Origin of the sequence: Sinorhizobium sp. BJ1 (assembly GCF_002531555.1) — a bacterium.
GTDB lineage: Bacteria > Pseudomonadota > Alphaproteobacteria > Rhizobiales > Rhizobiaceae > Sinorhizobium > Sinorhizobium fredii_B.
In genome coordinates this window covers 122902-136844 of record NZ_NWTH01000010.1, presented here as the reverse complement: position 1 = coordinate 136844, position 13943 = coordinate 122902, and the positions used below count along the sequence as shown (strand labels likewise).

11 protein-coding genes and 1 pseudogene are annotated in these 13943 nt (G+C 63.0%); 5 read left to right on the top strand and 7 right to left on the bottom strand.

Annotation, left to right across the window (positions count from 1 at the left end; all coding sequences use genetic code 11):
* Positions 1-2: 2 nt before the first annotated feature.
* From CO676_RS16305 to repC, 5 genes and pseudogenes are all read right to left on the bottom strand, one after another.
* Positions 3-344 (bottom strand): hypothetical protein, encoded by a 342-nt coding sequence (locus CO676_RS16305; protein WP_041415134.1) that lies wholly within the window; start codon positions 342-344, stop codon positions 3-5.
* A gap of 341 nt (positions 345-685) precedes the next feature.
* Positions 686-892 carry a cold-shock protein gene (locus tag CO676_RS16300; protein WP_014763078.1) on the bottom strand — a complete coding sequence of 69 codons (207 nt, stop codon included), beginning with the start codon at positions 890-892 and terminating at the stop codon, positions 686-688.
* A gap of 150 nt (positions 893-1042) precedes the next feature.
* A complete protein-coding gene (locus CO676_RS16295) occupies positions 1043-1357 on the bottom strand; it encodes a DUF2934 domain-containing protein (protein ID WP_014763077.1) in 315 nt (104 codons plus the stop codon).
* A 108-nt stretch (positions 1358-1465) separates the two neighbouring features.
* Positions 1466-2200, bottom strand: a complete 735-nt coding sequence (locus tag CO676_RS16290; protein ID WP_014763076.1) for an NYN domain-containing protein — start codon at positions 2198-2200, stop codon at positions 1466-1468.
* Positions 2201-2627: 427 nt separating this feature from the next.
* Positions 2628-2898 (bottom strand): annotated as a pseudogene (gene repC / locus CO676_RS16285) (replication initiation protein RepC); the annotation flags it as partial.
* Positions 2899-3033: 135 nt separating this feature from the next.
* On the opposite strand from repC, the gene CO676_RS16280 reads away from it, so the two are divergent.
* Together CO676_RS16280 and CO676_RS16275 are read left to right on the top strand one after the other, a co-directional pair.
* Positions 3034-6414, top strand: coding sequence for an ATP-binding protein (locus tag CO676_RS16280; protein WP_097521825.1), 3381 nt, complete (start codon positions 3034-3036; stop codon positions 6412-6414).
* On the top strand, positions 6407-7324 hold the full coding sequence (locus CO676_RS16275) for a response regulator transcription factor (protein WP_014763074.1): 918 nt from the start codon (positions 6407-6409) through the stop codon (positions 7322-7324). The genes CO676_RS16280 and CO676_RS16275 overlap by 8 nt, the downstream gene beginning before the upstream one ends.
* Positions 7325-7414: 90 nt before the next feature.
* On the opposite strand, the gene CO676_RS16270 is transcribed toward CO676_RS16275, so the two are convergent.
* Positions 7415-8740, bottom strand: a complete 1326-nt coding sequence (locus tag CO676_RS16270) for a dicarboxylate/amino acid:cation symporter (protein WP_097521824.1) — start codon at positions 8738-8740, stop codon at positions 7415-7417.
* A gap of 233 nt (positions 8741-8973) precedes the next feature.
* On the opposite strand from CO676_RS16270, the gene CO676_RS16265 reads away from it, so the two are divergent.
* The 3 genes from CO676_RS16265 to CO676_RS16255 all read left to right on the top strand — a co-directional run bounded on the left by CO676_RS16265 (position 8974) and on the right by CO676_RS16255 (position 13074).
* Complete coding sequence (locus tag CO676_RS16265; protein WP_097521890.1) at positions 8974-10848, top strand: sensor histidine kinase; 1875 nt, start codon at positions 8974-8976, stop codon at positions 10846-10848.
* Complete coding sequence (locus CO676_RS16260) at positions 10845-12209, top strand: sigma-54 dependent transcriptional regulator (RefSeq protein ID WP_097521823.1); 1365 nt, start codon at positions 10845-10847, stop codon at positions 12207-12209. The genes CO676_RS16265 and CO676_RS16260 overlap by 4 nt, the downstream gene beginning before the upstream one ends.
* Positions 12210-12273: 64 nt before the next feature.
* Positions 12274-13074, top strand: coding sequence for a potassium channel family protein (locus tag CO676_RS16255; protein WP_014763070.1), 801 nt, complete (start codon positions 12274-12276; stop codon positions 13072-13074).
* A 4-nt stretch (positions 13075-13078) separates the two neighbouring features.
* Here CO676_RS16255 and CO676_RS16250 read toward each other — a convergent pair whose 3' ends face one another.
* Complete coding sequence (locus CO676_RS16250; RefSeq protein ID WP_097521822.1) at positions 13079-13810, bottom strand: GntR family transcriptional regulator; 732 nt, start codon at positions 13808-13810, stop codon at positions 13079-13081.
* Positions 13811-13943: the final 133 nt, after the last annotated feature.

The window sequence follows — 13943 nt, the reverse complement described above, 5'->3', positions numbered from 1 at the left end:
GACTACGCGCCGAACAATGTATCGGCTCGCCTCTCAAACGACTGCCATTCTTCAGGCTCCGCTTCCGGCTCCGAAGTATCGTTCCGGTCAGCGGCCGATGCTGCCCTACCCCACGCTTCAGCACGCTGCATCAGCGACACCATCTCTCCCTTCAAGCGATACGAGCGTTGCAGGTCGGCGGCGTGCTCAGCGTTCTGGCGGGGATCGTAGAACACGCCGATCGCCGCGCCGGCTGCCTGCCGTGCCGCCTCCAATTGTTCTTTCAAGCTCTCCAACTCGGTTTTCGCTGCAAAATACTGTTTCATCACCGCTATCAGCTCGCGGTCACTGGCGCTGATTTCCACGATCCCTCCTCCTTGGAATTCCTCTTTGCGGGCATTGAGCAATAAGAATGGCAGAATCCGGATAGAGTTCCTGTGAAAACGACAAAAGCCCGGCGCGGGAGGAGGTGCGCCGGGCTCCGATAAGTGACCGACAGCCTGGGAGAAAACTGCTGTCCGTCGGATCGAAGCGATTCGGGAGGAGATGAATCGCCTCGATACTTCGAACGTGGTATCGCGGGGCAACATATTCAAGAGCGTTCACGCCGCGGCCGAGTGCAGCATTGTTACCAGTCGCTGAATGCTTCACACGGAAAAGGCCGAGTTGACCCCGGCCTTTCCAAGGCTCGCGTCTGAGGAATCGGTTAGGCCTGCAAATTGTCCGCCGACATCTTGCCGGACTTACGATCCGCCACCAGCTCGTAGGTGATCTTCTGACCATCCTTCAACTCCCGCAGGCCCGCCCGCTCCACTGCGGAAATGTGTACGAAGACATCGGCGCCGCCGTCGTCGGGCTGGATGAAACCAAAGCCTTTTGTTGCGTTGAACCATTTTACTGTACCCGTTGCCATAGCGTCTTCCCTTGATCCTGGCCTGCCGAACCCTTTGCCGGTCAGGCTCGTCATATGCGGCAGCACAGATAGACCGTTCTGGATTCGACGGAAAGCCGAATTATTGGCGGAACGGAAGTTGGGACGGGTGGCGGCTAGTCATCTTACCGTCTAACGGCCCTCAGTCCGTTTGCCTTTCCTATCTCTGGTTTTGGAAACGGTGCTCGTTTTCAGCGGCTTCGCGCTGTCTGGCTGCTTCTTCACCGCGGATTTTGGCGTCTTTTTCGCTTTGGTAGCAATTGCAGGTTCGTGGGGTTCGCCAAGAACCGCAGCATTTTCCAGCACCTCTGCCCCATTGATTTTTCCTGACTCAAGTTCGTTCGCAGCCTGAAACCAATACTTGAGACCATCATCCTCCGGTCGCCCTGCTCTCTCCCACAGCTCATAGGCCCGCTTCCTGATCAGTTCTTCCTTGTCCGTCTTCATGACAACGCTCCTTGTCGACTGAGGTGGGAAACGGCGGCGGGCGGCTGTGAAGCCTGATTTCGTGCTGATGATGAATTTAAGGCGGATGGCCCATCCTCGCAATCGCCACTAGTTTTTTGCGCGTTGCTTCAGGCGAATACTGACCGGACGTCCTTCGGTTTGTTGGACTTCAAACTGGTTTGTCTTGCGAATGAGATCGCTGAGCTTTCGGAACCCGAAGGTGCGCGAATCAAAGTCCGGCGCCAAATTGAGCAATTGCTTGCCCACCGCGCCAAGATTGACCCAGCCGTCGTCGGTTTCCTCTTGGGCAAGAACCTTTTTGATCAACGGCACAGCGGCGCTCGCCGGTTGCAAGGACTTTCCGGCCGACGCGGCGCTCTGATCGTCTTTCAATGCGCCCGGAAGAAGATTCTCGGTGTAGAAGAACCGACGGCAGGCCTGGCGGAAACTCTCCGGAGTTTTCTGTTCGCCAAAGCCAAAGACGTCGATGCCCTGCTCGCGGATACGTGCGGCAAGGCGCGTGAAATCACTATCGGAAGAGACGAGGCAGAAGCCATCAAAGCGGCCGCTGTGCAAAAGATCCATGGCGTCTATCACAAGCGTGATATCGGAAGCATTCTTCCCTGTCGTGTAGGCGAACTGCTGTTGCGGGATGATGGCATGTTTCGCGAGCACCTCCGCCCAGGCTTTGGAACGCGTGCCCGAGAAGTCGCCATAGATCCGACGGACGCTGGCTTCGCCGATCTTTGCAACCTCTTCGAACAACCCGTCGACAATCTTTGCCGAGGTGTTGTCGGCATCGATGAGAACAGCGAGGCGTGGTGATCGTGACTCAGACGGCATGCGACGTTCCTTTCCTCCAATTCGGACTTAGCTTAGCAGCCGCTCCGCAATCGGCCTATCCAGCTTTCATGTCCGCACTCTTACTTTGCCCGCATCAGGGCTAGCTGCCGGCCGAGTTGATATGGCCTGCCTTTCCAATAATGCAGCCGACGGCAAATGTGGTGCTCCCCAAGCCCGTAACATCGTAAGGGATGGGCTGACGCCCGGCATCGGCCGCACCACGACAGCGGCTGTCATCGGGTCGGAAGTTGCCGTTCCCCGTCCCCCGTCCGGCCGGTAATCGCAAATTTGCCAGTCAAAAGGATGGGGAATTCGAATCCATGTGCCGCGCTGTGCCGCGCTCGAGAGGCCCTTATGCTGGAGGCCGAAAAACCCTGACAGCTGTCAGGCCTGACAGCTGTCAGGGTTTTGATATTCCGGTTCCCATTCACCCCACCTGTTTGTCACTTTGCCTATCTGCTCTCAGAAGCGCCATGAGAACCGGCCCAAGCGAGAATTCGCCGCGCGTCGCCTTGCGTGTGAGCTCCCGGAGATATCCGCCCGGTGAATTGATATGCCCGCCGCGCTCGAGGATACAGGCAATCGCCGCCGCCGCATTTTTCCGGCCTCATCACCTCGCAGGCCTCCTGATAGGCCGACGGGCTGACGCCCAGCATTGACCGGACCACCACCGCGGCCGACATAAGCAGGACATCTCTTTGTCAAGACGGGCTGCTGCGCGCCAATTCGGGCCAATGCGCTTTTCCCGCACCGCAGCAATTTCATGCGCGGCGCGTCTATGTTACGAAGGCGGGGCCGGCCCTGCCGGGGGACGCAGAAAGACACGAGGGACCATGGCGGCACGCCAGCGCATCATTCCCGTTCGACGAGAATACAATCGCTGGGTCGCCAACCAGACGCTCGAAGACTATGCCCTGCGCTTCACCGCCAAGAGCGCGCGGCGCTTTTCCTCCGAGCGCATCTCGCAGACGGCGATCGGCGCCATCTCCTTCCTGGCGCTGGAGGCGATCGGCGGCGCCATCACGATGTCCTACGGGACCACCAATGCGATCGTCGCGATCCTTGTCGCGAGCGTGATGATCCTGCTGGTCGGTTGGCCGATCAGCCGCTATGCCATCCGCCACGGCGTCGACATCGACCTTCTGACGCGCGGCGCGAGCTTCGGCTATATCGGCTCGACGATCACCTCGCTCATCTATGCGAGCTTCACCTTCATCCTCTTCGCGATCGAAGCGTCGATCATGTCCGGGGCGCTGGAATTGGCGCTCGGCGTGCCGCTGTGGATCGGCTACATCGTCAGCGCCGTCATGGTGATCCCGCTGGTGACCCACGGCGTGCGACTGATCAGCAAGTTCCAGCTCGTCACCCAGCCCTTCTGGATCGTCCTCAACATCCTGCCGTTTGCCTTCATCGCGCTTGCGGATTGGGAAAAGGTTGGCCTGTGGCTCGCCTATGCCGGCATCCACCACGCCTCCGGACCAGCCGGCACCGTCGCGCCCTTCGATCTCGTCGAATTCGGCGCGGCTTCCGCGGTAATCTTCGCGCTGATGGCGCAGATCGGCGAGCAGGTCGACTTTCTGCGCTTCCTGCCGCCGGACGGGCAGCGCAAGCTGCATCACCCCATCGCGGTGTTTCTCGCCGGCTCCGGCTGGGTGATCGTTGGCGCGCCGAAACTGTTGGCCGGCTCCTTTCTCGTCGTGCTCGCGCTCAGCGCCGGCGTGCCCTCGACCAGGGCCGCCGACCCGGCACAGATGTATTACACCGCCTTCGGCTATATCGTCCCGTCGGAGACGGCTGCGCTCATGCTGATGGTCGCCTTCGTCGTCGTCTCGCAGCTGAAGATCAACGTGATGAATGCCTATGCCGGGTCGCTCGCCTGGTCGAACTTCTTTTCACGGCTCACCCACAGCCATCCGGGCCGCGTCATCTGGCTGGTCTTCAACGTGGCGATCGCGCTGCTCCTGATGGAGCTCGGCATCTACCGTCTGCTCGAGGAGACGCTCGGCATCTTCTCGATCATCGCCATGGCCTGGCTCTGCACCATCTCAGCCGATCTCTTCGTCAACAAGCCGTTTGGCTTGTCACCCCCCGGCATCGAGTTCAAGCGCGCCCATCTCTACGACATCAATCCCGTCGGCCTCGGCACCATGGGGGTATCGGCGCTGCTGGCGCTCGCCGCGCATTTCGGCGCCATGGGCGAGGTTGCCGCCTCGCTCGCGCCTTATATCGCCCTCGTCACGGCCTTCGTCGTCTCGCCGCTCATCGCCTGGTGGACGGAGGGCAAGTTCTATCTCGCCCGCAAGCCGCGCAAAAGCTGGTTCCGCGAGAGCGAGATCACCTGCTCGATCTGCGAGCATCCGTTCGAACCGGAGGACATGGCCTGGTGCCCGGCCTATGCGGCGCCGATCTGTTCGCTCTGCTGCTCGCTCGACAGCCGCTGCCACGACATGTGCAAGCCGAAGGCGCGGCTGAACACGCAGATCTCCACCGTCGCCAAGGCTTTGCTGCCGGATATGGTCGTGGCGAAGCTCGCGACAAGGCTCGGCCGCTATGCGATTTCGGCGGTCATCTCGATCACCGGCATCGGCATAATCCTGGCGATGATCGCCCACCAGACGACCGCCGCCTCGCCGGAGACCGCAGCCGTCGTCGAGCGGACCATCGCCGTCGTCTTCTTCGTCTTCGCCATCCTTGCTGGCGTCGTCTCCTGGTTCTATGTGCTTGCCCACGACAGCCGCGTCGTGGCGGAGGAGGAATCCTCCCGCCAAAACACGCTGCTCCTGAAAGAGATCGCAGCCCATAAGAAGACCGACGCAGCGCTGCAGAACGCCAAGGAAGCGGCCGAATCTGCGAACCGCGCCAAAAGCCGCTACGTCGTCGGCTTGAGCCACGAGTTGCGAACGCCGCTCAACGCCGTGCTCGGCTACGCTCAGATCCTCGAACGCGACGAGACGATCCCGTCGTCGCGGCAGGGCGCGATCAAGGTGATCAAGCGCAGCGCCGACCATCTTTCGGGGCTGATCGACGGCCTGCTCGACATCTCCAAGATCGAGGCCGGCAAGCTGCAGGTCTATTCGAACGAGATCAACATTCACGACTTCCTCGACCAGATCATCGACATGTTCCGCCCGCAGGCGCAGGCCAAGGGCATCGGCTTCGAGCACAACCGGGCCGCCTCGCTGCCGCAATATGTGCGCACCGACGAGAAGCGGCTCCGGCAAATCCTCGTCAACCTGCTTTCGAACGCGGTGAAATTCACCGATCAGGGCCACATCCGCTTCGAGATCGCCTATCGCAGCCAGGTGGCGACCTTCACCATCGAGGATAGCGGCCGCGGCATCAGCGACAAGGACCTGCCGAAGATCTTCGATCCCTTCCAGCGTGGCGACGCGGAACACCGCATGCCCGGTCTCGGTCTGGGGCTCACCATAACGCGTCTGCTGACCCAGACGCTCGGCGGGGAAATCTCCGTCACCAGCGAAAAGAACAGGGGCACCGCCTTCAAGGTGCGGCTGATGCTGTCCGCCATCGACCGCCCGGCGGCCTTCAAGGACCCGGTGCGCAAGATCCGCTCCTATAGGGGAGCGCACCGCACCATCCTCGTCGTCGACGACAATGCGGACCACCGCGACCTGATGCGCGAGGTGCTCGTGCCGCTCGACTTCACCGTGCTGACGGCGGCAAGTGGCGCCGATTGCCTGGCGCTCATCGAAGCGACGCGGCCCGACCTCCTCCTGATCGACATCTCGATGCCCGGCATGAACGGCTGGGAACTGGTGACAAAGCTGAGGGAACACGGCCAGACGGCGCCGGCGATCATGCTGTCCGCTAATATCGGCGACGGCTCGGCGGCCGGCGCGATCGGTCACAACGACACGCTCGCCAAGCCCTTCGGCGTGCGCCAGCTCACAGACAAGCTGGCAATCCATCTCGGCCTGGAATGGATCCACGAAGGCGACGTCAAGGACCTGTCGCCCATTGGCAAGACCGGTACCGTGACAAGCCCCGGCGACCATCACGTCAGGGAATTGATCCAGCTCGGCGAAATCGGCTACGTGAGGGGCATCGAGGCGAGATTGACGGAGATTGCCCTGAACCCGGAGAACCAGCCCTTTGCCGAGGCGGTCAGCGCCTACGTCCGCGCCTTCGACCTGTCGGGCTACGACGCCTATCTGAAACGGCTGCTTTCCGAGGAGACGAACGCCCGTGCCTGAGGCCACCAACCCGCGTGACATCGTGCTGCTCGTCGACGATTCTCCAGAGGCTCTCGGTTTCCTGACCGAGGCGCTGGAGCAGTCCGGTTTTTCCGTGCTGATCGCCACTTCCGGCAATGCGGCGCTCAACATCGCCGACCGCATCACGCCTGACATCATCCTGCTCGACGCGGTGATGCCCGGCATGGACGGGTTCGAGGCCTGCACCCGGCTGAAGGCGAATGCCTCGGTCGCCCAGGTGCCGGTAGTGTTCATGACAGGGCTCACCGAGACGGAACACGTGGTGCGGGCGCTTGAGGCCGGCGGCGTCGACTACCTCACCAAGCCGATCAATATCGACGAACTGTGCGCCCGCATCCGCGTCCATCTTTCCAATGCGCGTTCGGCCCAGAGCGCCCGCGTCGCGCTCGACGCCGCCGGCCGGCATCTGCTTGCCGTGCGCGGCGACGGCACGGTGCGCTGGTCGACGCCGCAGGCGACCCGCCTCGTCAACGCCGCCACCGGCAGCGACGACGGACTTGCGATCGTCACTGCCCGCATCGCCGCGTGGATGCGGGAGCGGCAAGGCGGCGAAAGACAGGGCAACCTGTCGCTCCATCGGGCCGGCCAGACGGGCCTGCAGATTTCCTATCTCGGCGCGATCGGCGCCAACGAATATCTCTTTCGGCTGACCGCCGAAAACGGCATGAACGACGACGAGATGCTCCGCCAGCATTTCCAGCTCACCCAGCGCGAATCGGAGGTGCTGCTGTGGATCGCCAAGGGAAAATCCAACCGCGACATTGGCGAGATCCTAGGCTTGAGTTCGCGCACCGTCACCAAACATCTCGAACAGATCTATGTGAAGCTCGGCGTCGAGAACCGCGCTTCGGCGGCGGTCAAGGCCACGCAGGTGCTGCACGGGATCTGAGTATCCTCGTTAGTTCCAGAAAAAAGGCGCGAACCGAGTTAACGGACCGCGCCAAATTCGCACTTATCGTGCGTTGCCCTGGGAGGCAAGTTATTCGGCAGGCTGAACCACCGCCGGATTGGTCTCGATGGATGCATCGCCGCCAAGCGCGACCGAGAGCTGCGCCTGGTCGAGCTCGCCTTCCCACTTCGCCACGACCAGCGTCGCGACGGCGTTGCCGACGAAGTTGGTGAGCGCCCGGCACTCGGACATGAAGCGGTCGATCCCTAGGATCAGCGCCATGCCGGCAACCGGCACGGACGGCACGACGGAGAGCGTCGCGGCGAGCGTGATGAAGCCTGCGCCAGTGATGCCGGCAGCACCCTTCGAACTCAGCATGGCAACGAGCAGGAGCAGGATCTGGTCGCCGTAGGACAGCGGCGTGTCGGTCGCCTGGGCGATGAACAGCGCTGCCAGCGTCATGTAAATGTTGGTGCCGTCGAGATTGAAGGAGTAGCCGGTCGGAATGACCAGGCCGACGACCGAGCGCTTGCAGCCGGCCTTCTCCATCTTGTTCATCAGGCCCGGCAGTGCGGCTTCAGAGGACGAGGTGCCGAGAACGAGCAGCAGCTCCTCCTTGATGTAGCGGACGAGCGCCACGATCGAGAAGCCATTGTAGCGCGCCACGGCGCCGAGCACGACGAAGACGAACAGGAACGATGTGAGATAGAAGGTGCCGATCAGCATGGCGAGGTTGGCGATCGAGGCGACGCCATATTTGCCAATGGTGAAGGCCATGGCGCCGAAGGCACCGATTGGGGCGGCCTTCATCAGGATCGCCACCAGCCGGAAGATCGGCAGCGTCAGTGCCTGCAGGAAATCGACGACCGGCTCGGCCTTCTTGCCGACCATGGCGAGCGAGATGCCGAAGAGCACCGAGATGAACAGCACCTGCAGGATGTCGCCCTCGGCGAAGGCGCCGACGAGCGTCGTCGGAATGATGTTCATTAGGAAGCCGGTGATCGACTGCTCATGGGCTTTCGCCGCATAGGTGCTGATCGCCTTCGCATCGAGCGAGGCCGGATCGATATGCATGCCCGCACCCGGCTGCACGACATTGGCGACGATGAGACCGACGACGAGCGCGAGGCTGGAGAAGGTCAGGAAGTAGATCATCGCCTTGCCGGCGACGCGGCCAACCTTGGCGAGATCGGTCATGCCGGCAATGCCGGTCGCGACCGTCAGGAAGATGACCGGTGCGATGATCATCTTGACGAGCTTGATGAAGGCGTCGCCGAGCGGCTTCAGCTGAGTGCCGAGCTCAGGGTAGAAATGCCCGAGCAGGATGCCTGCGGCAATCGCCGCCAAGACTTGGACATAGAGATGGCGGTAAAAGGGTGTCTTGCCGCGGACCTCCGCGGAATGTTCGATGATCATGTGTTATCCTCCACGTGGGTCGCCCAGTCCGGCAACGCGCCGGGCCTCCCGGGCCACTTTTCCGAAGATCGACAGCGCGCGGCTGCCTTGTGGAGATCGTGAGCAACAAGCGTGCCAGTTCGCCGCTTATGCTTCAGGCCTTTGAAATCGCTTGGTTTTTGCCGAGCGACCCAAGCACACCGCGTCGCGCGTGCGGAAATCCGCACAGCGCGGCTGGCGCTCTGGGCGAAAACATGCACAATGTCGCTATGTTGAAATACCCGCCGGGCACGGACGAGTTGGGCGCGCTGCGTCGCCGGGCGTGGCAATCATGGCTCGTCTTCGCGGCCGTGACGCTCATATTCCTGGTCGCGGGCCTGCTCTTCGCCGGCGCCTATGGCCGATCGCAGGCGCTGGCCGACCTTGCCGAGCAGAGCCGGCTCGATGCCAGCCTGAAGGCCTCGCTGCTAAGGGCGGTCGTCGAACGGCAGCGGGCTCTGCCCCTGGTTCTTTCCGACGACACCGCCATTCGCGAAGCGCTGGTCTCGCCCAACCCTCGATCGCTGGAGCCGATCAATCGCAAGCTCGAAAGTCTCGCGACAAGTGCCGAAGCGGCCGTCGTCTATCTGATCGACCGCGATGGCGTCGCGGTAGCCGCCAGCAATTGGCGGGAGGCGACGAGCTTCGTCGGCAACGACTACGCCTTCCGCGACTATTTCCGCCAGGCGATGCGCGACGGCAAGGGCGAGCATTTTGCCATGGGAACGGTGAGCAGGCGGCCTGGCCTCTACATCTCGCACCGTGTCGACGGGCCGGAGGGACCGCTCGGCGTCATCGTCGCCAAGCTCGAATTCGACGGCGTCGAGGCCGACTGGCGTGTCACGGACAAACCGACCTATGTCACCGACCGCCGCGGCATCGTGTTGATCACCAGCCTGCCCTCCTGGCGCTTCATGGCGACGAAAGAAATCCCCGACGACCGCGTCGCCGACATTCGCGAGAGCCTGCAGTTTGGCGATGCGCCGCTGCTGCCGCTGCCCTTCCATCGGATCGAAGCCTGGCCGGACGGCTCCTCGACGCTGGAGGCGCTGCTGCCCGGTGATGGCAGCGAGGCATTCCTGCGCATAGAAACGCTAGTGCCGTCGACGACCTGGCGGCTCGAACAACTGTCGCCGCTCAAGGCAGCGCTCGCGGCGGGCGCACGGGAGATGCGGCTCATCATGCTTGCCGCACTGGTGCCGCTTCTCGCGCTTGCCGCCCTTCTCTTGCGCCGGCGACAGCTGGTCGCGATGCGGTCGGCGGCGGAGCGGCTGGCGCGCAACGAGCTCGAAGTGAAGGTCGAGGAGCGGACGCGTGACCTCAGCATGGCACGCGACCGCCTCGAAACCGAGATCGCCGACCACCGGCATACGGCCGAGAAGCTGCAGGCCGTCCAGCAGGATCTCGTCCAGGCGAATCGGCTGGCGATCCTCGGCCAGGTCGCCGCCGGGGTCGCCCATGAGATCAACCAGCCGGTCGCGACGATCCGTGCCTATGCGGACAATGCCCGCGTCTTCCTCGACCGCGGCCAGAGCGCAACGGCCTCCGAGAACATGACGAGCATCGCCGAACTCACCGAGCGCGTCGGCGCCATCACCGACGAGTTGCGGCGCTTCGCCCGCAAGGGTCACTTCGCCGCCGAGCCGACGGCGATGAGGGACGTCGTCGAGGGGGCGCTTCTGCTGTTGCGCAGCCGCTTTGCCGGCCGCATGGACGCGATCCGCATCGAACTGCCGCCGGACGGCCTCAAGGCGCTCGGCAATCGAATCCGGCTCGAACAGGTGCTGATCAACCTGTTGCAGAACGCGCTGGAAGCGATCGGCGACCGCGACGGCGCTGCGATCCGGGTGCGATGCGAGGAGACGGCGGGTGGCATCTTGCTTACGGTCGCCGACAACGGCCCAGGCATTCCGGCCGCCATCCGGGACGAGCTGTTCACCCCCTTCAACACCTCCAAGGAGGAAGGCCTCGGTCTCGGACTGGCCATCTCGAAGGAGATCGTCTCCGACTATGGCGGAACGATCGAGGTCGATAGCGGCCTGTCCGGAACGACATTCACCGTGCATCTGAAGAAGGCTGACATGCTATGAGCGGCGCCCCCTCCGCGTTCCTGATCGATGACGACCGCGACCTGCGCAGGGCAATGCAGCAGACCCTGGAACTCGCTGGCTTTACGGTCGCGCCCTTCGCCGGTGCATCGGAGGCGCTCGCGGAACTCGATCCCGGGTTCGAGGGGGTTGTCATCAGCGACATCCGCATGCCGGGCATGGACGGGCTGGCCCTCTACCGCAAGATCGCCGAGCTCGACGCGGACCTTCCGGTCATCCTGGTGACCGGCCATGGCGACATACCGATGGCCGTCCAGGCCATCCAGGACGGCGTCTATGACTTCATCGCCAAGCCGTTTGCCGCCGACCGGCTAATCCAGAGCGCCCGGCGGGCGGAGGAGAAGCGTCGGCTGGTGATGGAGAACCGCGCGCTTCGGCAGGCGGCGGAGGCGGCTTCCGAAAGCCTGCCGCTGATCGGCCAGACGCCGGTGATGGAACGGCTGCGGCAGACGCTGAGGCATATCGCCGACACCGACGTCGACGTATTGGTCGCCGGCGAGACCGGCAGCGGCAAGGAGGTCGTGGCGACGCTTCTGCACCAGTGGAGCCGGCGCCGGAGCGGCAATTTCGTCGCCCTGAATTGCGGCGCGCTGCCCGAAACGGTGATCGAGAGCGAGCTTTTCGGCCACGAGCCCGGCGCCTTCACCGGCGCCGTCAAGAAGCGCATCGGCCGGATCGAGCATGCGAGCGGCGGCACGCTGTTTCTCGACGAGATCGAGGCGATGCCGCCGTCAACGCAGGTCAAGATGCTGCGCGTGCTCGAAGCCCGCGAGATCACGCCGCTCGGCACCAACACTGTCCGCCCGGTCGACATTCGCGTCGTTGCGGCGGCCAAGATCGACCTAGGCGATCCGGCCGAGCGCGGCGAGTTCCGCGAGGATCTCTACTATCGGCTGAACGTCGTGACCCTGTCGATCCCGCCGCTCCGCGAACGGCGCGAGGACATTCCGCTGCTCTTCTCGCATTTCCTGAAACGCGCCGCGGAACGCTTCGGGCGAGAGGTGCCGACGATCTCCGTCGCCGTGCGCGATCACCTGATGTCGCACCCCTGGCCCGGCAATGTGCGCGAGCTTTCGCACTTCGCCGAACGGGTGGCGCTTGGCGTAGAGGAGACTCAGGTCAAGACGGCCGGCGCGCCTGCGCCGAGCGCCGGCACACTGCCCGAGCGACTGGAGCGCTACGAAGCCGATATCCTCAAGGAGGCGCTGGCCGCCCATCGCGGCGACGTCAGGGAGACGCTGCAGGCGCTTGGCATTCCCCGCAAGACCTTCTACGACAAGCTGCAGCGCCACGGGATAAATCGGGTGGACTATGCCGGGCGGACCGCCGCCGAGGAGCCTTGACGGCGCCCGATCGATGCTGGACGCAATCGCTTGACGGCGAACCTCCTGGGCCTATCTCCAGCCCATGGACACGACCGAGCGCAGGCGATCCGCCTTCACAAATTTCCGATCGCTGCGGATTGCACTGCGACGCCTTGAACGCGGCCGCGATTCCTGGGCGCTGCGCTGGCAGGCACTGCTGGCATTTATCGATCTCAGCATCCTCGCCTTCTTCATACTGGGCCCCTATCTCCGGGCGGGGCCCTCCTATCTCATCATCGACTACACGATCGCAGCCTGGATCGGCATCGAACTGCTGGCGCGCGTTTTCGCGGCTCCTTCTATCCCGGTTTTTCTCAAGAGGCCGACGACATGGGTCGACGTGGTCATCCTCGCGACGCTTTTGTTTCCGGACCTGTTGTTCAATTTCGCGTTCTTGAGGGCCATGCGGATCTGGGCGATCGGGAGAAGCCCGCTGCTTCGCGAGGGTTTGCGCCGCGTTGGCGGCGCGCATCTTCAGGACGTGGTCCGCGCCTGCCTGAATTTCCTCGTCTTCCTGTTCATGATGACCGGCTTCGTCTACACGACCTTCTTCTATGCACAGGAAGGCGGCGAAGGGTTCGTCGATGCGCTTTACTTTACCGTGGCGACCGTCACCACGACCGGCTTTGGGGACATCACGCTGCCCGGCACATTGGGCAAGCTCACCTCCGTCGTGACGATGATCATCGGTATATCGCTCTTCGTCAGGCTCGCCCAGGCCGTGGTTCGTCCGCACAAGGTGAACTTCCCCTGCCCCCAATGCGGGCTGCAGAGGCACGACCTCGATGCCGTCCACTGCAAGGCCTGCGGCCACCTCCTCAATATCCCCGACGAAGGCGACTGAGAGGCTACTTCCGTGCGAAGCTGAAGGTGAAGTGGCTGCCGCGATGATAGTCGATGGCGTGGACGACGGGGGCGCCGGCCGTGCTGAAACAGGTTTCGCGAATGAGCAGCGCCGGTCCGAAGTCTCTGAGATCGTGGCGTTCGATCACGTCCTCCGGCAGCATGACGGCCGAAACGGTGGCCGAAGACATGCGCGGCCGGTGCCGGAAGCGATCAAGCAGATCGAGCAGCGAACCGCCCCAGTCGATGTCGTAGAGGCGGTTCGGAATGATGCTGCGCGGAATGTAATCGACGCAATAGAGGATCGGCTCGTCCTTCTGCAGGCGCAGCCTTTCGAGACGGATGACGCGCTCGCCCTGCCCTAGCTTCAATTGTTCAGCGGTGACCGCGTCGGGCATTTCCTCTGCGATCGAAAGCACCTTGTTGAGGGTCGCATAGCCGTAGTGGCGCGTCATGTCGGTGACGCTCTCGAACACGGTGATCGGCCTGTCCACCTGGACGGCCGACATGGCGGAAACGAACCGGCCGCGCCCGTGCTCAACATAGATGACGCCATCCTGTTCGACCAGTTTCAGGGCCTCTCTCAGGGCCGGTCGCGAGATCTTGAAACGCTGCGTCAGTTGCGCCTCGGTCGGCAATTTGTCGCCGGGTTTCAGCCCCTCCTCGCGGATCAGGTCGGCAATTCGATCGCGAAGCTGGATAACCAGAGTGCGCGTATCGCGAAACGGTTCGTCCAATTCTTTCTCCAATGCGCTGGCGGACGCGACCTTCTTGTCTGACAAATTCGCTGGGGTCAAGGGCATGCAGGCACAGGCGGCAATTCAGGAACCCGACAGACGACGTTCATTCCCTAAAGAACGTCTTCGCCTC

Coding starts and splice junctions, on each gene's coding strand:
- CO676_RS16255 (WP_014763070.1), top strand. CDS start 12,274: ATGGACACGACCGAGCGCAGGCGATCCGCCTTCACAAATTTCCGATCG.
- CO676_RS16300 (WP_014763078.1), bottom strand. CDS start 892: ATGGCAACGGGTACAGTAAAATGGTTCAACGCAACAAAAGGCTTTGGT.
- CO676_RS16295 (WP_014763077.1), bottom strand. CDS start 1,357: ATGAAGACGGACAAGGAAGAACTGATCAGGAAGCGGGCCTATGAGCTG.
- CO676_RS16270 (WP_097521824.1), bottom strand. CDS start 8,740: ATGATCATCGAACATTCCGCGGAGGTCCGCGGCAAGACACCCTTTTAC.
- CO676_RS16280 (WP_097521825.1), top strand. CDS start 3,034: ATGGCGGCACGCCAGCGCATCATTCCCGTTCGACGAGAATACAATCGC.
- CO676_RS16260 (WP_097521823.1), top strand. CDS start 10,845: ATGAGCGGCGCCCCCTCCGCGTTCCTGATCGATGACGACCGCGACCTG.
- CO676_RS16290 (WP_014763076.1), bottom strand. CDS start 2,200: ATGCCGTCTGAGTCACGATCACCACGCCTCGCTGTTCTCATCGATGCC.
- CO676_RS16265 (WP_097521890.1), top strand. CDS start 8,974: ATGCACAATGTCGCTATGTTGAAATACCCGCCGGGCACGGACGAGTTG.